Annotated in this window: 14 protein-coding genes and 1 pseudogene; 8 read left to right on the forward strand and 7 right to left on the reverse strand. The window is 73.3% G+C overall.

Annotated features, from left to right (window positions below):
• The first annotated feature begins 9 nt into the window (after positions 1–9).
• From Ae150APs1_RS21955 to Ae150APs1_RS21980, 6 genes are all read left to right on the forward strand, one after another.
• Positions 10–1,248 (forward strand): 4-hydroxybenzoate 3-monooxygenase, encoded by a 1,239-nt coding sequence (locus Ae150APs1_RS21955; protein ID WP_075300003.1) that lies wholly within the window; start codon positions 10–12, stop codon positions 1,246–1,248.
• 40 nt (positions 1,249–1,288) lie between these two features.
• Complete coding sequence (gene pcaH / locus Ae150APs1_RS21960) at positions 1,289–2,008, forward strand: protocatechuate 3,4-dioxygenase subunit beta (protein WP_010242755.1); 720 nt, start codon at positions 1,289–1,291, stop codon at positions 2,006–2,008.
• On the forward strand, positions 2,005–2,583 hold the full coding sequence (gene pcaG / locus Ae150APs1_RS21965) for a protocatechuate 3,4-dioxygenase subunit alpha (protein ID WP_075300005.1): 579 nt from the start codon (positions 2,005–2,007) through the stop codon (positions 2,581–2,583). The genes pcaH and pcaG overlap by 4 nt, the downstream gene beginning before the upstream one ends.
• A 101-nt stretch (positions 2,584–2,684) precedes the next feature.
• Entirely contained in the window at positions 2,685–3,254 is a 570-nt protein-coding gene (locus tag Ae150APs1_RS21970) for a GtrA family protein (RefSeq protein WP_075300007.1), read from the forward strand.
• A complete protein-coding gene (locus Ae150APs1_RS21975; RefSeq protein ID WP_075300009.1) occupies positions 3,224–4,123 on the forward strand; it encodes an alpha/beta hydrolase in 900 nt (299 codons plus the stop codon). Before Ae150APs1_RS21970 ends, Ae150APs1_RS21975 begins: the two co-directional genes overlap by 31 nt.
• Before the next feature lie 40 nt (positions 4,124–4,163).
• A complete protein-coding gene (locus Ae150APs1_RS21980; protein ID WP_010242747.1) occupies positions 4,164–4,385 on the forward strand; it encodes a hypothetical protein in 222 nt (73 codons plus the stop codon).
• A 90-nt stretch (positions 4,386–4,475) separates the two neighbouring features.
• Here Ae150APs1_RS21980 and Ae150APs1_RS31400 read toward each other — a convergent pair whose 3' ends face one another.
• The 3 genes from Ae150APs1_RS31400 to Ae150APs1_RS21990 form a co-directional block, all read right to left on the reverse strand.
• Positions 4,476–5,306: a methyltransferase domain-containing protein gene (locus tag Ae150APs1_RS31400; RefSeq protein ID WP_139317008.1), complete on the reverse strand. Its 831-nt coding sequence runs from the start codon at positions 5,304–5,306 to the stop codon at positions 4,476–4,478.
• Positions 5,303–6,169 (reverse strand): class I SAM-dependent methyltransferase, encoded by an 867-nt coding sequence (locus Ae150APs1_RS31405; protein WP_010242743.1) that lies wholly within the window; start codon positions 6,167–6,169, stop codon positions 5,303–5,305. Before Ae150APs1_RS31405 ends, Ae150APs1_RS31400 begins: the two co-directional genes overlap by 4 nt.
• A 358-nt stretch (positions 6,170–6,527) precedes the next feature.
• Complete coding sequence (locus Ae150APs1_RS21990; RefSeq protein ID WP_075300011.1) at positions 6,528–7,730, reverse strand: acetyl-CoA hydrolase/transferase C-terminal domain-containing protein; 1,203 nt, start codon at positions 7,728–7,730, stop codon at positions 6,528–6,530.
• 62 nt (positions 7,731–7,792) lie between these two features.
• On the opposite strand from Ae150APs1_RS21990, the pseudogene Ae150APs1_RS21995 reads away from it, so the two are divergent.
• Positions 7,793–8,757: pseudogene (locus tag Ae150APs1_RS21995) on the forward strand (glutathione S-transferase C-terminal domain-containing protein); the annotation flags it as partial.
• A 157-nt stretch (positions 8,758–8,914) separates the two neighbouring features.
• Positions 8,915–10,111: a glycoside hydrolase family 3 N-terminal domain-containing protein gene (locus Ae150APs1_RS22000; protein ID WP_075302408.1), complete on the forward strand. Its 1,197-nt coding sequence runs from the start codon at positions 8,915–8,917 to the stop codon at positions 10,109–10,111.
• Between the two features lie 52 nt (positions 10,112–10,163).
• Here Ae150APs1_RS22000 and Ae150APs1_RS22005 read toward each other — a convergent pair whose 3' ends face one another.
• The 4 genes from Ae150APs1_RS22005 to Ae150APs1_RS22020 all read right to left on the reverse strand — a co-directional run bounded on the left by Ae150APs1_RS22005 (position 10,164) and on the right by Ae150APs1_RS22020 (position 20,516).
• Positions 10,164–10,931, reverse strand: coding sequence for a beta-ketoacyl-ACP reductase (locus Ae150APs1_RS22005; protein ID WP_010242735.1), 768 nt, complete (start codon positions 10,929–10,931; stop codon positions 10,164–10,166).
• The gene (locus Ae150APs1_RS22010) at positions 10,928–16,558 is read right to left on the reverse strand and encodes a biotin carboxylase N-terminal domain-containing protein (RefSeq protein WP_075300013.1); all 5,631 of its coding nucleotides are present in this window, start codon (positions 16,556–16,558) and stop codon (positions 10,928–10,930) included. The genes Ae150APs1_RS22005 and Ae150APs1_RS22010 overlap by 4 nt, the downstream gene beginning before the upstream one ends.
• Before the next feature lie 114 nt (positions 16,559–16,672).
• Positions 16,673–18,622: a 3-oxoacyl-[acyl-carrier-protein] synthase III C-terminal domain-containing protein gene (locus Ae150APs1_RS22015; protein WP_075300015.1), complete on the reverse strand. Its 1,950-nt coding sequence runs from the start codon at positions 18,620–18,622 to the stop codon at positions 16,673–16,675.
• 526 nt (positions 18,623–19,148) lie between these two features.
• Positions 19,149–20,516, reverse strand: coding sequence for an MFS transporter (locus tag Ae150APs1_RS22020; RefSeq protein WP_249266430.1), 1,368 nt, complete (start codon positions 20,514–20,516; stop codon positions 19,149–19,151).
• Positions 20,517–20,652 lie beyond the last annotated feature (136 nt).

A 20,652-nucleotide genomic window follows, 5' to 3' on the forward strand; every position in this document is an offset into this window, starting at 1 on the left:
GTCCCCACCATGACGACGCAGCGGCGCGAGCACCGGACCCGGGTCGGCATCGTGGGGGCGGGCCCCGCCGGGCTGGTCCTGGCGGCGCTGCTGGCGCGGGAGGGCATCGACTCGGTGGTGCTGGAGGCCCGCAGCCGCTCCTACGTCGAGGCCCGGGTCCGCGCCGGCGTCCTGGAGGCGCCGACCGTCGAGCTGCTGCGCGGGATGGGCGTCGCCGGGCGGCTCGACCGCGAGGGCATGCCGCACCACGGGATCTCGCTGCGGTTCGCCGAGGCCCCCGGTGAGCCGGCCCGCGACCACCGGATCGACTTCGCCGACCTCGTCGGGACCGGGATCACCGTGTACGGCCAGCAGGAGGTCGTGAAGGACCTGCTCGCCGACCGGGTCGACGACGCGGGCCTGCCGGTCGAGTTCGACGTCTCCGGGGTGGCGGTGCACGACGTGGACACCGCGTCGCCGTCGATCACCTGGACCGGCGCGGACGGCGCCGAGAACCTGCTGCGCTGCGACGTCGTCGCCGGCTGCGACGGGTTCCACGGCATCACCCGGGAGATCGTCGGGGACGGCGGGGGGCTCACCGTCGCCGAGCGCGTGTACCCGTTCGGCTGGCTGGGCGTGCTGGCGAAGGCCGCGCCCACCACCGACGAGCTCGTCTACGCCCACCACGACAACAGCTTCGCGCTCTACTCGATGCGCAGCCCCGAGGTCACCCGGCTCTACCTGCAGGTGCCGCCGGAGACCGACCCGGCCGACTGGTCCGACGCCCGCATCTGGGACGAGCTGCACACCCGGCTGGCCTGCGAGGGCTTCACCCTGAACGAGGGCGAGTTCCTGGAGAAGCCGGGCGTCACCGGGATGCGGAGCATGGTCGCCTCCCCGATGCGCCGCGGCCGGCTGTTCCTGGCCGGGGACGCCGCGCACATCGTCCCGCCGACCGGCGCCAAGGGCATGAACCTGGCGATCGCCGACGTCCGGGTGCTGGCCGAGGCCGTCACGCGGTTCTGCGCGGACGGCGACGAGACCGGCTTCGACGGCTACTCGGCGACCTGCCTGCGCCGGGTCTGGCGGGCCGAGCACTTCTCCTGGTTCATGACCTCGATGCTGCACCGCTTCGACCCCGCCACCGAGGCGGGAGACGCGTTCGGCGTCGGGTTGCAGCGCTCCCAGCTGCGCTACACCGTCACCTCGCGGGCCGCCGCGACCAGCCTGGCCGAGAACTACGTCGGCCTCCCGCACGGCGCCTGCTGACCGCGGCCCGAGCCCGAAACCCACCACGAGAGGCCCGCCGATGACGTCGTCCGTCACCCGCCCGGCCGGCTACCGGCCGGCCCCGGAGGGCACCCACGCGCCGCTGCTGTCCCCTGGCTACCGCAGCACCGGGCTGCGCGCCCCGCAGCAGCAGCCGGTGATCCTCCCGCACCGCCTCACCGAGGTCACCGGCCCGCTGCTCACCGGCCCGCTCCGCCCCGGCGACGACGACCTCACCCTCGGCGAGCACGGTGAGGCCCAGGGGCAGCGGATCGTCGTCTTCGGCCGGGTACTCGACTCCGACGGCCGCCCGGTCCCCGACACCCTGGTCGAGGTCTGGCAGGCCAACGCCGCAGGCCGCTACGCGCACCGGTGGGACGACTGGCCCGCGCCGCTGGACCCGAACTTCACCGGCGGCGGCCGGGTGCTGACCGACCCGCTCGGCCACTACTCGTTCACCACGATCAAGCCGGGTGCCTATCCGTGGGGCAACCACCACAACGCCTGGCGCCCCGCACACATCCACTTCTCGCTGTTCGGCCGCGCCTTCACCCAGCGCCTGGTCACCCAGATGTACTTCCCGGACGACCCGCTGTTCGCCCAGGACCCGATCTACAACTCGGTCCCCGAGGGAGCCCGCGGGCGCATGGTGTCCACCTTCGACCTCGACGCCACCCGTCCCGGGTGGGCACTGGCGTTCCGGTTCGACATCGTGCTCCGCGGCCGCGAGCAGACCCCGTTCGAGGAGCCGCACGCATGAGCCGCCACGACCCCACCCCGTCCCAGACCGTCGGGCCCTACCTGTCGCTCGGACTGCCCTGGCCGGACGGCGCCGACGTCGTCCCCGACGGCACCCCGGGCGCGGTCACCGTCGGCGGCACCGTCCACGACGGCAACGGCGCCCCCGTCGTCGACGCCCTGGTCGAGACCTGGCAGGCCGACCCGGACGGACGCTTCGACCACCCCGACGACCCCCGCGGCGCGCGGAGGCCCGCGGTGGCCGGGTTCCGCGGGTTCGGCCGCGTCCCCACCGGCGACGACGGCCGCTGGAGCCTACGCACCGTGCTGCCCGGTGCGCTGACCGTCCCCGGCGAGGACGGCGTGTCCGAGGCCCCGCACCTCGACGTCTCGGTGTTCGCCCGCGGGCTGCTCGACCGCGTCGTGACCCGGATCTACTTCCCCTGCTTCGCCGAGGCCAACGCCACCGACCCGCTGCTGGCGGTGGTGCCCGCCGAGCGGCGCGACACCCTGGTCGCGGTCGCCGAGGGCGCCGACCGCTACCGGTTCGACATCCGGCTCCAGGGCGAGGGCGAGACGGTGTTCCTGCAGATCTGAGCGTCCGGACGGGTGGCTGTGTCACACGTCCCGCCGATTCGTATCGTCCGGGCCGGGTAGTCCCTGCGAAGATCCTCGTGAGGATGTCCGTGGGAGGGCCGGTGGACGCAGCATCCACCCCGGGACCGGGGGAAGGCGGGACGGCTCGGGCCGGTGCGCCCGGCGGTGCCCGGATCCGCGCGGCCGCCCGCCGGCTCGGCGCCCGCCACCCGCTCGCCGTCCAGCTGGCCCGCTACGCGGTGATCGGCGGCGGCGCGACCGCGCTGAACGCGGCACTGTTCCTGCTCGTCCGGCCGTGGCTGGACGCGGTCCCGGCCAACCTCGTCGCGCTCGTCCTGACCACCGCGGTGTTCACCGAGGCGAACCGGCGCTTCGCCTTCGGCGGCGCCCGCGCGCACCGGCTCCGCGAGTGGGTGCAGGACGTCGGCACGGTCGCCTTCTACGCGACCTACACCTCCACCGTGCTGATCGGTCTGGAGTGGATCCTCGTCCGCCCGACGCCCGCCGAGGAGGCCACCGCGGTGGCGCTGGCGAGCGTCGCGGGCGGGCTGCTGCGGTTCGCGGTGCTGCGGTTCTGGGTGTTCGACGTCCACGGGGGACGCGCCGGTGACCCGATCCACCACCCGGAAGGAGCCGAGGAGTGTTCGGCGAGTTCACCACCTTCGACCTGACCGTCGGCCCGGACCGCGTACCCGTCCACGGGGTGCGCGGCGGCGAGGGCCCGCCCGTCCTGCTGCTGCACGGCTTCCCGCAGACCCACGCGATGTGGGCGCCGGTCGCCGAGGAACTGGCCCGCGACCACACCGTCGTCTGCACCGACCTGCGCGGGTACGGGGAGTCCGGCCGCCCGGAGTCCGGTGCGGACCACCTCGGCTACTCGTTCCGCGCGATGGCGGGCGACCAGGTCGCGGTGATGGCCGAGCTCGGGTTCGACGAGTTCGCCGTCGCCGGGCACGACCGCGGCGCGCGGGTCACGCACCGGATGCTGCTCGACCACCCGGCCGCGGTCACCCGCGCCGCGCTGCTCGACATCCTGCCGACCGCGTACGTCTACGGGCACGTGGACCGCGCGCTGGCGACGGCGTACTACCACTGGTTCCTGTTCATCCAGCCCGCCGACGTCCCGGAGCGCCTCATCGCCGGGGACCCGATCGCCTACCTGCACTCGCTGCTGGGCGGCTGGGGCTCCGGGCTGGACGCGCACCCCCCGGAGGCGCTGGCGTCCTACGAGCGCGCGTTCGCCGATCCCGCGGCGCGGCACGCGATGCTGGAGGACTACCGGGCCGGCGCGTCGATCGACCTGGAGCACGACGCCGCGTCGGTCGCGATCGGGCAGCGGATCGGCGCCCCCGCGCTCGTCCTCTGGGGCGGTGCCGGGGTCGTCGGCGCGAACGCCGAGAGCCCGCTCGACGTGTGGCGTCGCGAGGCGGTCGAGCCGGGTCTCGTCACCGGGCGGGGGCTCGCCGGTGCCGGGCACTTCCTCGTCGACGAGCGGCCCGCCGACGTCCTGGCCGAGCTCAGGACGTTCCTCACGTCCTGAGCCGCCCGGTGTTCCGGACAATCCTGGAACACTCGGACCCATGCGACGTACAACCCTGTCCCGGGCGGCGCTCGGCGTCCTCGCCGCGCTCGCCCTCGTGTTCACGACCGCCGGTGCCTGTGGTGGCGGTGACGCCGCGCCCGCTCCCGGCCAGCAGCAGGAGCAGCAGCAGGGCGACGACGACGGCGACGACCAGGACGACCAGGACGACGACCAGGGCGGCGGTCAGGGCGGCGGTCAGGAGGACGAGCAGGACGACTGAGCACCGGCCCCCGCCCGGCCACGGACACGACGAGGGCCCGGCACCCCGCTCACGGCGGGTGCCGGGCCCTCGTCGTCGTACCGGTCCTTCTCAGCCCTTGACGGCGTGCACGACGCCCCAGGTGAGCTTGCCGGCGTTGCCGCCGTCCACCCAGTGCTGCAGGCCCGCCTTCATGTTCGCGATGTAGGTGCCGGAGATGGCCGCGGCGAGCTCCTGCTCGCGGGCGACCAGCTCCTCACGGACCCGCCGGTAGTGCGTCGGCAGCTGCGCGGCGTGGTCGTGGAACGTCACGGACGTGAAGCCGCGCGTCTCGAGCCCCTCGGTGTAGAAGCCCGGGGTCGCCATCGTCGCCAGCTGGATGCGGTCCAGGATCGGCTGGATCGAGGACTGGTCGAGCCCGTCGACGGCCATCGGGTCGGTGAACACGACCTGCCCGCCGGGCTTGAGCACCCGGGCGACCTCGCCGAGCACGGTCTCCCGGTCGCCGGAGTGCAGGAACGCGTCCTGCGACCAGACGACGTCGACCGAGGCGTCCTCGACGGGCACGTCCTCGAACGTCCCGGTCGCCACCGTCACGAGTCCGTCGAGCCCCTGCTCCTTCGTGAGCCGGGCGTTGCGCTCGTTCTCGACGGGGGACAGGTTCAGGCAGTGCACGTGCGCGCCGAGGTTGCGCGCGAGCTGGCGGGCGGCGCCGCCGTAGCCGGAGCCCAGGTCGAGGACCCGGGTGCCGGACGTGATGCCCGCGATCTCGCCCATCCGCGCGACGGTCCGCCGGCTCGCGACGGCGATCTCCTCGTCCGGGGCCTCGTAGAGGCCGACGTGGATGTCCTCGCCGCCCCAGACCCGGGAGTAGAAGTTGTCGGCGTCCTCGGAGTCGTAGTAGCTCCGTGCGGTGGTCTCCGCGGCCTGTGCCTGCGTCACGCCGGGACCTCCCCGTCGAGGGCCTCTTCCAGGTACGCCTTCTCCGCGATGTGGACGAAGAAGTCCGGCTCGTCGTCGGAGTAGGTCGACTGGAAGTCGCCGTAGGTCTCGATCTTCTGGAACCCGACCTCGTGCATGAGGCGGCGCGTGTAGTCCTTGCGCAGCGGGAACATGTTCAGGTGGTACTCGGAGCCGTCCGAGAACTGGTACCGGAACCGGGCCAGGCCGTCGTCGACGTGCTCCGGCTCCGCCACGACGCCGTCGCCGCAGTAGTAGTACTGGTGCTTCGACGAGAACCCGTTGTCCAGGATCGAGTCGTAGTTGCGCTGGTCCAGGATCAGGACGCCGTCGTGCTTGAGCATCGCGTAGAACTCGGCGAGCGCCTTGCGGCGGTCCTTCTCGGAGAACAGGTGCGTGAACGAGTTCCCGAGGCAGATGATCGCGTCGTACTCGCCGTGCACGTCACGGTTGAGCCAGCGCCAGTCGGCCTGCACGACGCGCAGGATGTGCCCGCCGTACTTCATGCCGTTGTCGAACGCCTTCGCGAGCATCTCGGCGCTGCCGTCGGCGGAGACGGTGTCGAAACCCTCCTCGAGCAGCCGGACCGAGTGGAACCCGGTGCCGGTGGCGACGTCGAGCACGCTCTTCACGCCACGCTTGCGGAGCTGCTCGACGAAGAACTTCCCCTCGCTCTCGTAGCGGGCACGCCAGTCGATCAGCTCGTCCCACTTGTCGACGAACGTCTGCACGTACTCGTGCTTGTAGTGGGTGGACTCCCGGACCTCGGTCGGTTCGTCACCGAACTCCTGGACAGTCCTTCCGAGCTCGGGCAGCTCGCTCTCGGTGCGGTGGTCGGCCGTCATGTACCGCGTCTCCTCGACAAGGTTCGGGTGCAGCGGGTCGAGTCGACGTTAGATCGGGAGCCGCCGGTCCGTCCGGGTCCGGCGCGGGGGGCTTTATCGCTCGCCGAGGTTGTGTTATACGCAACTCACGCCCGATCAGGCGTGGGTTTCCTCACATTACGAGCATGTTTCCGGGCCTCGTGGTGGGGTGCGGAACCCGCGCTCCCACCAGTGTCGTTCGCCGGTCGTCGATCGCGGGGGCGCGCCCGGGGTGCGCCCGGAGTCCGCGGTGAGGTCGCGCACCGCAACCGGAGGGCTCGTGGAGCCTGCGCGCGCCCGGAGAGACGGTGTGATACCGCTCACGCCATGGATTCGAGGTTCACTCGTTCGCGCCAGCGGTGCCACTCCACAGGACGTCGAGCGCACGCCGACGCTCGTCCCTGCCCAGGCCACGCAGGTCCGCGGTGCCCCGTTCGGTGACGACGACGTCGACGTCGTGTGACGGAGTGCTGACCGGCCCGCCGAGCCGCTCGACGAGCGTCGGCCCACCCCGGTGCGACGACGGCAGCGCGATCACCGAGAGCCCCGGCCCGCGTGCCGCCGCGGCCGCGAAGTCCGGGTGGCCGCCGATCATCCCGGCGGCCGACCCGGCGACGCCCTCGACGTTGACCTGCCCGTGGACGTCGATCTCCAGCGCGGTGTTGAGCGCGACCAGCGGGCCCGGGTCCGTGCTCAGCCGCGACAGGTCGTGGGTGTACTCGATCGGCCGGACGACACCGGACCGGCCGGGCCCGCCCGCCCAGGAGTACAGCCGCTCGCTGCCGCAGAGCGCGGTCGACGACGGGGTCCCGAGCAGCAGCCCCCGCTCGTCGAGATCGACGACCGCGTCGGCGAGCAGGCCCGAGTCGACGTGCACCGGGACGTCCAGGGCGGCGACCAGCGCCCCGGCCAGGCGACCGGGCCCGAACTGGATCCGGGCGCCCACCGGGACGAGTGCGGCGACCTGCTCGGCGATCGCCCGGTCGGCGTCGGTCGGCGGGGGAGCCGTCACGACGTGCGGGAGCCCGGCCGGCCCGTCGACGCGGCCGACGACGGTGACGTCCGGCAACGGCGGCCCGGCCTCGGCGTGCGGCGCGGTCCCGGAGACGACCGCGGCGACGGGCACACCGTCGTCGGCGAGCCCGCGCATCCACGACGACTCGGCGCCGAACCGGTAGCCGTCGGCGTCGGCGACGACGGTGGCCAGCAGCAGGTCCGGCCGCAGCGGCCCGGCCAGCAGCGCCGGGACCGCGGAGAGCCGCGCCGGCACCCGCTGCGCGGCGCCCGAGTCGAGCAGCGCGCGGGCGCCCGGACCGCCGACGACCGTGCGGATGTCGACGAAGGCGGCCGGATCGAGGTCCGGTGCCGGGCCGGGGATCCAGCCGAGCACCAGGCGGACGCCGTCGCCGTCGTCGCGGCGGCGGGCGGCGACCCGGCTCAGCGGGCCGGCGAGGGCGTAGGGCAGGCCGCACGCGTCGGCGACCGCGACCCGGGCGCCGGGGCGCACCAGCTCGTCGAGCGCCCGTTCCGTCTCGTCGGTCATGCCGCCATCCGATCATGTCCGTGACCTGCACGGCAGTGTGTCCGCCACTACCGTCACCGACCATGGCGACCGAGCAGGACAGCGGAGAGTTCGTACGCGGGCCCCTCGGGGTCGCGGAGCGCATCACGGCGGACGGGTCGTCGCCGTGGCCGGTCGCGGCGGGCCGGTACCGGCTGGTCGGGGCACGGGCCTGCCCGTGGGCCAACCGGGCGATCATCACCCGGCGGCTCCTCGGCCTGGAGGACGCGATCTCGCTGGGCATCGCGGGCCCGCTGCACGACGAGCGCAGCTGGCGCTTCCACCTCGATCCCGGCGGGGTCGACCCGGTGCTCGGCATCGAGTACCTGCGCGAGGCCTACGAGACGGCGGTCCCCGGCTACGACGGCGGCGTCACCGTCCCGGCGATGGTCGACGTCGGCTCCGGCGCGGTCGCGACCAACTCCTACGCCGACCTCGAGTACGACCTGGCCACCCAGTGGCGGGAGCACCACCGCCCCGGCGCCCCGGACCTGTGGCCCGCCGCCCACCGCGACGAGATCGAGAGCCTGGGCGAGGGGATCTTCCACGACGTCAACAACGGCGTCTACAAGTGCGGGTTCGCCACCTCGCAGCGCGCCTACGAGCGGGCCTACCGCGCGTTGTGGGAGCGCCTCGACGCGCTGTCGGAGCGGCTGTCGACGCGTCGCTTCCTGGTCGGGGACACGATCACCCAGGCCGACGTCCGGCTGTGGGTGACGCTGGTCCGCTTCGACGCCGTCTACCACGGCCACTTCAAGGCGAACCGGCACAAGCTGACCGAGCTGCCGGTGCTGTGGGCCTACGCCCGGGACCTCTACGGGACGCCCGGGTTCGGCGACACGATCGACTTCGAGCAGATCAAGCAGCACTACTACGGCGTGCACACCTCGGTGAACCCGTCCGGGGTCGTGCCGCTCGGCCCCGACCCTCGGGCTGGCTCACCCCGCACGGCCGCGAGGAGCTGGGCGGGCGCCCGTTCGGTGACGGCACCCCGCCCGGCCCGCCGCCCGGGGGGGGGGGGGGGGGGGGGGGGGCGTGCCGGCCGTCGGCTGACCACCCGGCCGGGCGACCGTCCGCCGCTCGGTGGCGTCGTCCTGGCGGACCGGACGCCGGCACCCACCGTGTCGCCGCACGGGCGGGCGCCCGGTGCGTCACGATGGTCGGCGATGCGAGGACCAACCATCCGCCGCCGTCGCGGTGTCGGGCTGCTGACCGCGGCCGTCGTGGGCGCGCTGGCGGCGGGCACCGTGGCCGTCACGACGCCGGTGCTGACGGCGAACCGTGGTGACCCCGGGCCCGGTTCCGCGGAGCCGCAGGCCACTCCGGCGAGCGTCGAGCAGGCCCCCGCCGACACCTGCGTCCCGATGGTCGCGGCACTGTCCACCCGGGACCGGCTCGCGCAGCGGCTCATGGTCGGGGTCGATGCCTCCGACCCGGCCGGCGCCGCGGCGATCGTGAAGGAGTCCCAGGTCGGCGGCGTGTTCCTCGGCGGCAACGAGACCGCACTGCTGCAGGGGAACCGGATGCAGGCCCTGCAGGACGCCTCGCGCACCCCGCTCGCCGTCGCCGTCGACGAGGAGGGCGGCCGTGTCCAGCGGATCGACGACCTCGACGGCGACATCCCCAGCGCGCGGGAGATGGCCGCGTCGAGGACCCCCGAGCAGGTCACGGAGATCGCGCGCGAGCGCGCCGGGCAGCTGAAGGCCCGGGGCGTCACCTGGAACCTCGCGCCGTCGGTGGACACCTCCGACCAGCCGCGCTCGTCGGTGATCGGGGACCGGTCGTTCTCCGACGACCCGGAGACCGCCACCCGTTACGCCCAGGCGTGGGCCGAGGGCCAGCAGGCCGGGGGCGTGTACGGCGTGCTCAAGCACTTCCCCGGGCACGGCCACAGCTCCGGCGACTCGCACAAGGGCTCGGTCACCACCCCGCCCCTGGCGGAGCTGGAGCAGAAGGACCTGAAGCCGTACGCGGCGCTCGTGGGGCCCGGCAAGCCGCTCGACGGCCGGATCGGCGTCATGCTCGGGCACCTGGAGGTCCCCGGGCTCACCGGCGGCAACCCGACCAGCGTCGACCCGGCCGCCTACCGGCTGCTGCGCGAGCAGTACCGGTTCGACGGCGTCGTCATGACCGACGACCTCGGCGCGATGAAGGCGATCACCGACCGGTTCGGGCTGGCCGAGGCGACCACCCGGGCGCTGTCGGCGGGCGCCGACATCGCGCTGTTCTCGAACGTCACACCGGTCGGCCCGCTGCTCGACGCCGCCGAGAAGGGCCTCGCCGAAGGCCGGATCACGCCGGAGGCGAACGACGCCGCCACCGCCCGCGTCCTGGAGTCGAAGGGCCTCTGCTCCCGCTCCTGACACCGCCGCCCCCGCACCCGGTGGGTGCAGGGGCGGCCGGTGGGGGGACGGGTCAGGAGGCCATGTCCAGGCCGCCGTTGACGCTGATCACGGACCCGGTCACGTAGCCGGCGCGGTCGTCGACCAGGAACGACACCGCGCGGGCGATCTCGTCGGCCTGCCCGAGCCGCCCGACCGGGATCTTCGCGAGGATCTTCTCCATCGCCTTCTCCGGCACGGCGGCGACCATCTCGGTCTCGATGAAGCCCGGCGCGACGCAGTTGACGGTGATGCCCTTGCGGGCGACCTCCTGCGCGAGGGACTTCGAGAAACCGATCAGGCCCGCCTTGGACGAGGCGTAGTTGGCCTGGCCGATCGACCCGGTCTGGCCGATCACCGACGAGATGTTCACGATCCGGCCGAACTCGTTGCCGGACATGTGCTCCAGCACGGCCTTGCTCATGTAGAACGCGCCGGAGAGGTTGATCCGCAGCACGGCGTGCCAGTCGTCGACGGTCAGCTTGCGGACGGTCTTGTCGACGGTGATCCCGGCGTTGTTGACCAGGTAGTCGACCCGGCCCCGCTGCTCGAGCACCTCCTGCACGACGCGGGAGCAGTCCTCCGGCGCGCCGACGTTGCCCTGGTGCACCGACACCGATGCGCCCTCGGCGCCGAGCTTCTCGCGCAGGTCGTCGGCAGCCTTCGAGTTCGACGAGTAGCCGGCGGCGACGTGCACGCCCTGGCGGGCGAGGGTGGTGGTGATCGCGGCCCCGATGCCGCGCGCCCCGCCGGTCACGATCGCGACGCGCTGCTCCGGGTTGGTGTCGGTGATGGCGGTCATGTCTGTCGTCCTCCAGTGGTGTCGCCGGTGCGGCGGTCGAGAGTGCGCTTCATGCCCCGTGCCACGGCGTCGGCCAGGTAGGGCCGCAGCTGATCGGGGGTGACGATCCGGTGCACCGAGCCGACGCTCTGCGCCCGCTCGATGGAGTGCTTGGTGTCGAACTCGTCGGCGACCTGGCCGAGCTTCTCCGACCGGACGTCCGGGCGGAGCGCGGCGAGCTCGCCGCGCAGCCGGGCCGCGACGGCCTCGTCGCCGGCCTCCGATGCCTCGGCGATCCGGCCCTCCAGGACGGTGATCCGCTCGTCGGCGGCGACCCGGTTCTTGACCTCGCCGGCGAAGACGACGGCGGCAGCCGGCGCCCCGCCGAGCACGGAGGCGTAGGAACCGGTGATCGCGGCGACCTCCATGTTGTCGTTCAGCGTCCCGGAGAAGACGACGAACGCGCCGCCGTGGTACCGAGACACCACGCAGAAGACGATCGGCCCGTCGAAGTTGACGATGGCCCGGCCGATCTCGGCGCCGTTCTCCAGCTGCAGCCCGCGCAGCGACTCCGGCGAGCCGTCGAACCCGGAGAGGTTCGCCAGCACCACCAGCGGCCGGTTGCCGGACGCCGCGTTGATCGCCCGCGCGCACTTGCGCGACGAGCGCGGGAACAGCGTCCCGGCGGTGAACTGCGACGGGCCGTCCACCGGGCGCGGGCCGCGGCGCGGAATCGGCCGCGACTCGATGCCGACCATGGCGATCGGCTGGCCGCCCAGGTGCGCGTCGAGCGCGACGACCGACGCGGCGTCGTGCATGTCGGCCCAGCGCTCGGAGGTGACGTGGTCGGCGTCGGCGACGCCGCGCAGCACCGAGCGGATGTCGAACGGCTTCTTGCGCTCGCCGTTGGTGGCCTCCGCCCAGATCTCCCCGAGCGTGGTGAACTCGCAGTTCGGGCCGGCGTGCGGCGCGGTCGTGACGTCCCGGGAGACCGGGTCGGTGGTCGGCGCGGGCCGCGGGAACCGCTCGCCGGGCAGCGCCCAGGTGTGCGCGTAGTGGCGCAGCAGCACCTGCACCGCGCCGGACAGGTCCGGCGCCCAGTACTGCGCCTGCCCGTTCGGGCCCATGATCCGGTCGTAGCCGCCGATGCCGAAGTTGTCCTCGGCCGAGACCCCGCCGGAGTAGTCGAGCGACTGCTTGCCGGTGAGCACCATGGCCGAGTCCGGCGTCATCACCAGGATGCCCCTGGTGTGCATGAGCATCGTCGCCTCGGCGTTCCAGTAGGGCTGGGCGCCGACGTTGATGCCGGTGACGACGACGTTCATCTCGCCGCCCGCCTGGGTGAACTCGATGATCCCGCGCAGCACCCGGGAGATCCAGTCCATGTTCTCGGTGCCGGAGTCCATCGCGATCTTCGCGCCGGCGGAGACGGCGAACCACTCGACGGGCACGTCGAGCTCGCGGGCGAGGTCGATGGCGGCCAGCACCCGGCGGCACTCGGGCTCGGCGATCGCGCCGAGCGCCCGGGTCGGGTCACCGAGCAGCACGACCCGCTTCATGCCCTCCGGGTAGCGGCGGGTCGGCACCGAGACGACGCCGAGCACCAGGTTGGCCCGGTTGCCGCCGGGCGCCCGGTCGACCGGCAGCGGCCGTGCCGGGTCGTCCGGGTCGACCAGGTCGTACTCCTGCCAGGTGCCCTCGCCGGCGTCGATCGGGGCGGTGAGCAGCGGGACGATCTCGTACGGGTAGACCGCGCCGCGGCGACGGGCCTTGAGGACCTTCTGGTCGTAGTCGTCGAGCTCGCGCATCGGCTCGGTCGGCGGCTCGTCGAGCCGCAGGGTCAGCCCGGCACCGGGGGGCCGGGACATGCGCAGCAGCATCGACTTCGGGCCGCCCTGCCCGCCGGTGACCGACGCATCGGCCGTGCGGAACTCGACGAGCACCTGCTCCAGTCCGAGGTGCGCGGTGCGCGGCGCGAGCCGCCGGACCACCTGGTCGAGCTCGGCCAGCGGGACGTCGACCTCCGGCCAGACGTAGAGCGCGATCCGGTTCCACGACAGCCGGGCCAGGTTCCGGTCGTTCGCGCGGGCGGACCGCAGCGAGTTGATGCAGGCGTCGAGCGCGCGCTCGAACTGCGGCAGGGACCGGATGCGCCCGGTCTCCTCGTCACGGAGCACGGTCAGCTCGCGGACGTCCGCCATCGCGACCAGCCGGTCGTCGCCCGGGACCTCGCGGCCGACGGCGCGGAACAGGTGGACGTCGGTGGCGGCCGGCACACGGGTCAGCTCGAAGTTGCGGAAGCGCCACAGCCGCAGCCGGTCGGCGACCAGCGGGTGCATGCCGCGCAGCGTCCGGTCCTCGACGAGCTCGCCGGTCTCGTCGGGGCGGAAGGTGAACCAGGTCGGCGCCTCGGCCTCGGCCTCCGCGGTGTGCTCGGCACGCGGGTTCGGGCGGACCGCGACGGCGACCCGGTGCAGGATGGCGGGCACCCGGCCGAGCGCTGCCCGGACCCGCTCGGCGCGGGCGTCGGGGTCGCCGCCGTCGTCGGCCTTGGTGGAGGTGACGTAGAGGTCGACGAGCGCGGTGCGGTCGCCGTCGAGCTCGCCGACGCGGCGTCGCAGCTCCTCGGCGACCGCCACGGCGGCCGCCGGGTCGTTGTTGTCGATGACCGAGGCGAACAGCGTCCGGTCGTTGCCGAGGTGCTGGTAGCGCGCCGTCAGCAGCGGCTTGCCGGCGTGCTCGGTGAGCTCCAGGTCGCGCAGCGGCCGCACCCGGTAGTAGCGCCGGGTCATGACCTCCAGCAGGACGGCGTCGTGCCGCTCCCCGAAGACGCCGAGGATCGACTCCGACGACGCGACCAGCGCGTCGATCCGGCGGGCCCGGTCCGGCGTCGCCGGGTCGGTGGCCAGCACGTCCAGGCTCTCCCGGAGCTCGGCGAGCGCGTGCGAGCGCTCGGCCGCCACGACCGGCGCGTCGAACGCGCGGTAGCGGACCAGCCGTGCGGTGTCGCCGACGACGGGGTGCCGCAGCTGGGTGGCGACGACGAGCTCGTCGAGGGTCCGCAGGTAGTCCTCCCGGGCCGCGGACGACAGCCCGGCGAGCGAGCGGGGGTGCTCGAGGCGCCAGTTGAGCAGGTGCAGCACGACCGGCACCTGCTGCGGGGCGCGGCGGTGTGCCAGGAACATCCGGTACAGCGCCGGGCCGAGGTCCGGGTCGGACGAGATGTCGGAGACGCCGTAGTGCGCGAGCGCGGTGCGCAGCTTGGCCTGGAACGACTCGGGCAGGCCCTCGTCGTCGGCGTCGCGGCTGCGCAGGTACGCGTAGAGGTACTCCTGCGGGTTGCGCTCGGTCTCGCCGGTGACGTCGTCGGTCTCGGAGCGGTTCCGGGACAGCGCGCACAGGTCACCGAAGATCCTCAGGACGGCGACCTCGCCGGCGAGGACGGCCGGGTCGTCATCGGCGAGGCGCGCGCGGGCCCCGGCGAGACGGCGCATCTGCGGCCGGGCCTGGCTCTCGTCGACGTCGAAGCCGAGCACCTGGTAGCGCAGCGCGGACAGCGCGTCGGCGGCCGTGGCGGCGGGATCGTCGTCGGTGCCGGCCGCGGTGAAGGCGGCGAAGTCGGCGCGGTCGGCGGTGGGGGCCGCGACCGCCTCGGCGTCGGCCGAGGGCTCCAGCCGGACGAGCTTGGTGCCGCCGTCGACCTGGGTGTTGGCCGGGACGAGCAGCTCGGCGACGGTGCCGTCGAACGGCGCCCGCAGCGAGGTCTCCAGCTTCATCGACTCGACGATGGCGACGGTGTCGCCCTCGGAGACGACGTCACCGGGGGCGACCGGCAGCGCGACGACCATCGCCGGGGCGGGCGCGCGCACGATGCCGGCCTCGCCGCCGGAGATGCGGTGCACGGCGCCGTCGACCTCGACCAGGTAGTCGGACTCCTGGGCGACCGACAGCACGGTCCAGCTCTGCTCACCGACGGTGATCCGGCGCTCGTAGGCGCCGTTGCGCTCGACGTCGACGTCGACCGAGGTCCCGTCGAGCTCGACGCGGTAGCGGCCGGCCCGGGTGCGGGCGACCCGCAGCTTGTACGACTGCCCGGCCACCGTCACGTCGGTCTGGTGCCAGGTCTCGTAGCCGACCTCGGGGCGGCCGGCCTCGGCGGAGCGGAACAGCCGGTCCTGCTGGCGGGCGACGTGGCCGTCGTGCGACTGGATCGCGGTGGCCAGCAGGGCGACGTCGATGCGGCGCGGCGGGGCGTAGCCCTGCGCCATCATCCCGTCGAGCCAGGTGGTCTGCACGTCGCCGGCGCGCAGCTCGTCGCGGTCGAGCAGGTCCAGCAGGAACGCCTTGTTCGTGGAGCCGCCGTCGATCACCGCGGCGGTCTGGCGCAGCGCGCGGGAGAGCCGGGCGCGGGCCTCGTCGCGGTCGCGGCCCCACGCGATCACCTTGGCGATCATGGAGTCGAACTGCGGCGGGATGACGTCGCCCGCCGCGACGCCGGTGTCCACCCGGATGCCGGGGCCGCTGGGCAGGGCGAGGTGCTCGATCCGGCCGGGTGCGGGCGCGAACTCGCGCTCCGGGTCCTCGGCGGTCAGCCGGGCCTCGATCGCCCAGCCGGATCCTGCCGGCACCGAGGTCGCGACCTCGGCCAGCGCACCGCCCGCGGCGACGTGCAGCTGCAGCTTCACGATGTCGACGCCGGTGCACGCCTCGGTGACGGGGTGCTCCACCTGCAGCCGGGTGCTGACCTCGAGGAAGGAGAGCAGCTTCTCCTCGGGCTGGTAGAGGAACTCCACGGTGCCGGCGTTGACGTAGCCGGCGGCGCGGGCCAGGTCGGCCGCGGAGTCGCGCAGCAGACGCTCCTGCTCGGCGTCCAGCGCGGTCGACGCCGACTCCTCGATCACCTTCTGGTTCCGGCGCTGCACCGAGCAGTCCCGGACCCCCAGGGTCCACACGTCCCCCGTCGCGTCCGCGACGACCTGGACCTCGACGTGCCGCCCGCCGGCGACCGCGCGCTCCAGGAACACCGTCGCGTCGCCCGCCGTCCGCGACGCCTCGGACGCCGCCCGCTCGAAGGCCCCGTCCAGGTGCTCCGGGCCCGCCACGAACCGGATGCCGCGGCCGCCGCCGCCCGCGGTCGCCTTCACCATCAGCGGGTAGCCCACGGTCTCGGCGGCCTTGCGGGCCGCGTCGAGATCGGCGACCGGGCCGCCGGACCACGGGGCCATCGGCACGCCGACCGACTCGGCCAGCTGCTTGGAGGCGATCTTGTCGCCGAGCCGGCGCATCACCTCGGCCGACGGGCCCACGAAGGTGATCCCGAGCCGTGCGCAGAGCTCGGCGAACTCGGCCTTCTCGGAGACGAAGCCCCAGCCCGGCCAGACCGCCTCGGCCCGCGACACCCGCAGCGCCCGCTCGAGCTCGGCGAAGTCGAGGTAGGGGCTCGCACCCATGTGGTCCGGGTCGTCCGGTCCGATCAGGACGGCCTCGTCGGCCTCCCGGACGTACATCGCACGACGGTCGACGGCGGTGTGGAGCGCGATGGTGCGCAGCCGGCGGTCGGGTCCGTTCTCTGCGTTCCACTCACGGACGGCGTTGATCAACCGCATGGCGGGTTCGCCGCGGTTGACGATGGCGATGCGCGAGAACACGGGTTTCACTGCTCCTGGTGGCTGCGGCGGCGTTCGGTGACACGGGCGGTGCCCCCGGGCCGGTGACGGGACGAGGTTCGCTTGCCCTGTCCTACCGGTGGGGCCCCAACCCTGTCACTCGCCGAACGCGATACGGACGTCGTCGGACGTGGGGGCCGCCACGGCGGCCGCCTCGGGCGCGGCCGCCGGGTCGAGGACCACCTCCGGGGCCATGACGGCCGGATCGACCTCGAGCACCGCGTAGCCGCCGACGGCCCCGGCGCCGAAGCCGGGAGCGAAGACCCGGGTGCGGCCGGTGACGGCGCCGTCGGTGCAGGCGTCGTGGAGCGCGATCGGGATGGACGCCGCCGACACGTTGCCCATCGAGCCGATGTTGAAGTACAGCTGCTCCGCCGAGAGGCCGGCCTTCGCCGCGAGCTGCAGGATCATCGTCTTGTTGGCCTGGTGCGGGACGATCAGGTCGACCGCGTCGAGCATCGTGCCCGTGCCGTCCGGGCCGGCCTGCTCGGTCAGCTCACCGATCATCTGGGAGAGGTAGCGGGCGACGAGCGCCTTCACCTCGGGCCCGTAGACGGTGATGTCGTTGTCGAACTCCGGGTTCGGCCAGATGATCGAGTTGACCTGGGAGACGGGGCCCGAGGCGTAGGTCTGGAGCAGGTCGACGTCGCCGCGCTCGCCCTCGGCCGCCGGTGCGACCACCATGGCCGCGGCGCCGTCCCCGAAGATCATCCGGGAGGTGCGGACGTTGCCGATCTTGTCGGAGAACTTCTCGACGCAGACCAGCAGCACCGGGCGCCGGACCTCCTGCAGCTGCCGGACGGCCTCGGCCAGGCCGTAGGGCAGGCCGGCGCAGGCGGCGACGATGTCGGCCGAGCAGTGCGTCTGCAGCAGCCCCAGCTGACCGGACAGCCACGTCGACAGCGACGGGATCAGCCGCTCGCTGGTGCAGGTGGCGACGAGCACGGCTCCGATCTCGGACCGGTCGCGCCCGGAGTGCTCCAGCGCCCGGACCGCCGCGGCCCAGGCGAGGTCCTCGATGTCCAGCTCGGTGTAGCGGCGCTGGTCGATGCCGGTCTTGGTGGAGATCTCCTCGGCGCTCATCGGCGACCAGGAGAACGCGGAGTTGCGCACGACGTCGTCGTTCGAGCAGACGTGCTCGCCGCGGACGACCGCGAGGGCCTCCACCTTCGGCTGGACCGCGAACGCCTCGCGGACCCGCACCGGCGGCAGCGGGCGCTCCGGCTCGACCGGCTCGGCCTGCGTCGCGATCCGGCCGCGGCGGGCCGGGCGGGCGCCGGTGGCGCGGTCGAGGAAGACCGCCACGTCGCGGTTGCGCGGGTGGAACGCGATGACGTGGTCGTCGTCGCCGATCTCGTCGGCGGTGCGCAGCTCGGTGGCCGCGCGGTCCCACGGGTACTGGTTGTGCAGGACCATCGCCCAGCGGGTCAGCGCCTCGAGCTCGGGCCGTTCGGCGTGCGCGTCGAGGATCTCGCTCCAGGAGAAGACCGGGTAGTCCGGGTCGTGGTGCGGCACGACGAAGGTGCGGGCGCCCGGGGTGGTCAGGAACTGCTCCACCGTGGGCTTGACCGCCGGCAGCTCGGTCGCGTGGTGGCGGCGGTTGCCGTAGACGTCGAAGAGCAGGTCGAAGATCTTCTCCTCGACGCCGTCGTCCCAGGTGGAAGGCAGCACCGCGAAGGCCTCCTGCACCGCGCGGACCTTCTTGTCGCCGTCACGCCAGGGGGTGAGGGTCGGGAGGAAGACGTCGCCCCGGTGCCGCGGCAGGTCACGCCAGCGGGTGGGCCGCTTCTCGAACATGGTCAGCGTGTACCGGTTGACCCAGAACAGGTTCTGGCTCATGTCGCGCAGCAGCGCGAAGCGGCTCCGGTAGGCGCCGGTGGTGACGCGCTCCAGGATGTCGGTCCCGGTAGGGGCTTTCGCCTCGAAATCGCGGCCGACGATTGCGGTGAACTGTTCGAGATCGTCGATCACCGAAAAGTCGAGCTCGCCGAGGAAATTGGCGGGAAAGACCAGACGGTCGTGGCTGTTGACCACGAACGGCTTCATGTGACGACCTCCTGGAGTGGCGTCAGCCAGATGAATCACCAGGCCGGCCGCGAATGCGGACCGGGTGATCGGATCGGTAGCGGTGCCGATGACGGTATCGGTGAACAGGCACGATCGGAATGTGATCCGGCCCCGGAGTGTGCGCGCTCACGCATTGTCGGTCAACTCGGACTGTTACCGGCGAGAATGTTACCCGCGGGTCTACTCGCGGGTTCTTATTACATTCTTGTTGTCTCCGCAGGTGGGCGCCCGCGCGGTGTCCACACTGGAATGATCACTGGACGTGCCCGCGCCGTCTCCCGGCGTGCACATGCAGCGCGGGGGTGTGGCGCGGTCGATGGCGACACCGGGTCCGCCGTAGGTCCGCGCCGGGCCGGGGGCCGCCGCTCGGCGGGCCGGGCGCAGAGGGATCCATAGTGGACGGGACGGGCACCGGACCGGCGTCCGTCCCGGTGCCCGGAACGCGACACGGACGCAATTCCCGTGACGGGTGGGAACGGTGGGCGGGACCGCGCCGGAACGCGGGTCAGGAGGCGGTGGTGACCGGCTCCCGCGCGACCGACGGCGCCGGTGTCAGGGCGACGAGGACCGTCGCCACCAGCGCCGCGACACCGGCCGCGGCGAACGAGATCGTGTAGGCCGAGGCGGCGGGCAGGGTGCCGTCGTCGAGGACCAGGGCCGTCGTCACCGCGGCGACGACGGCCGTGCACGAGCTCGTCCCCAGCTGGCGGGCGAGGGTGTTGAGGCTGTTCGCCGCGGCCGTCTCCGACTCCGGCACCGCCTGCATGAACGTCAGCGGGATCGCCGAGTAGGCCAGCGCCGCCCCGACCGCCGCGACGGTGGACACCAGCATGAGCAGCCACACGGTGCCCGGGATCAGGGCGAACCCGAGGTTGCCGGCGCCCAGCAGCAGCGTGCCGAGCACCAGCGTGGTGCGCGGCCCGCGGACCCGGGACAGCCGGGCCGAGGCCGACGAGAAGACCACCATCGAGCCGCCCATCGACAGCAGGACCAGACTGGCGACGACCAGCGACAGTCCGAAGCCGTACCCGGTCGCGACCGGCGCCTGCAGGATCTGGGTGGCGAGCACGAAGCCCGCGAACATGGCGAAGCCGACCAGCACCGACGCGAGGTTCGTCAGGAGCACCGCCGGCCGCGCGGACACGCGCAGGTCCGCCAGCGGGCCCGGCACCCGCAGTTCGTACCGCCCCGTCACCAGGGCCAGCACGACCGACGCGGCGAACAGGCCGAGCACCAGCGGCGAGGCCCAGCCCCAGTCGTTGCCCTTCGACACCGCCAGCAGCAGGCACACCAGGGCGGCGCCGACACCGATCGCCCCGACGGTGTCGAACCGGCCGCCGCTGCGCAGGTTCGACTCGGGGACCAGCCGCCTTACCACCAGGATCTGGAACACGGTGATGACCGCGGCCCCGGCGAACAGCCATCGCCAGCTGGTGAACTGCGCGACGACGCCGGTGATCGGTAGCCCGATCGCGCCGCCGAACCCGAGCGACGACGACATCAGCCCGACCCCGGACCCGACGCGGTCGGCGGGCAGGACGTCACGCATCAGGCTCATCCCGAGCGCGATGACGCCGAACGCCGCGCCCTGCAGCACCCGCGCCACCAGGAGGAGGCCGATGCCGGGGGCGACCGCGCCGAGCAGCGAACCGGCACCGACCAGGCCCAGGGCGACCAGCAGCATCCGCCGCTTGCCGTACATGTCGCCGAGCCGGCCGGGCACCGGCGCCGACACGGCGCCGGCGACCAGGTTCGCGGTGATCAGCCAGGACGCCGTCGACGGGCTCACCGACAGCAGCTCCGGGAAGCGCGGCAGCAGCGGGACGACCATCGTCTGCACCAGCGAGACGAGCAGGCCGCACGAGGCGAGCACGGTGATCGCGACGGCCGGCCGGTGCCGTGCCTCCTGTGCGGGGGCTCCGGGGGACGCTCCTGCGGATCGACGGGCCCGGAACACACGACCTCCGACGCTGCTGTTGTGGATGTGCACGATCAGGTGAGCACGTCCC

It is taken from the genome of Pseudonocardia sp. Ae150A_Ps1 (assembly GCF_001932315.1).
In the GTDB taxonomy this organism is placed as follows: domain Bacteria; phylum Actinomycetota; class Actinomycetes; order Mycobacteriales; family Pseudonocardiaceae; genus Pseudonocardia.

Excerpts from the sequence above, each read along its gene's own strand:
- Ae150APs1_RS22005 (WP_010242735.1), bottom strand. The coding sequence starts at position 10,931 with ATGACCGCCATCACCGACACCAACCCGGAGCAGCGCGTCGCGATCGTG.
- Ae150APs1_RS22015 (WP_075300015.1), bottom strand. The coding sequence starts at position 18,622 with ATGAAGCCGTTCGTGGTCAACAGCCACGACCGTCTGGTCTTTCCCGCC.
- pcaH (WP_010242755.1), top strand. The coding sequence starts at position 1,289 with ATGACGTCGTCCGTCACCCGCCCGGCCGGCTACCGGCCGGCCCCGGAG.
- Ae150APs1_RS31405 (WP_010242743.1), bottom strand. The coding sequence starts at position 6,169 with ATGACGGCCGACCACCGCACCGAGAGCGAGCTGCCCGAGCTCGGAAGG.
- Ae150APs1_RS21955 (WP_075300003.1), top strand. The coding sequence starts at position 10 with ATGACGACGCAGCGGCGCGAGCACCGGACCCGGGTCGGCATCGTGGGG.
- Ae150APs1_RS21980 (WP_010242747.1), top strand. The coding sequence starts at position 4,164 with ATGCGACGTACAACCCTGTCCCGGGCGGCGCTCGGCGTCCTCGCCGCG.
- Ae150APs1_RS21990 (WP_075300011.1), bottom strand. The coding sequence starts at position 7,730 with ATGACCGACGAGACGGAACGGGCGCTCGACGAGCTGGTGCGCCCCGGC.
- pcaG (WP_075300005.1), top strand. The coding sequence starts at position 2,005 with ATGAGCCGCCACGACCCCACCCCGTCCCAGACCGTCGGGCCCTACCTG.
- Ae150APs1_RS22000 (WP_075302408.1), top strand. The coding sequence starts at position 8,915 with ATGCGAGGACCAACCATCCGCCGCCGTCGCGGTGTCGGGCTGCTGACC.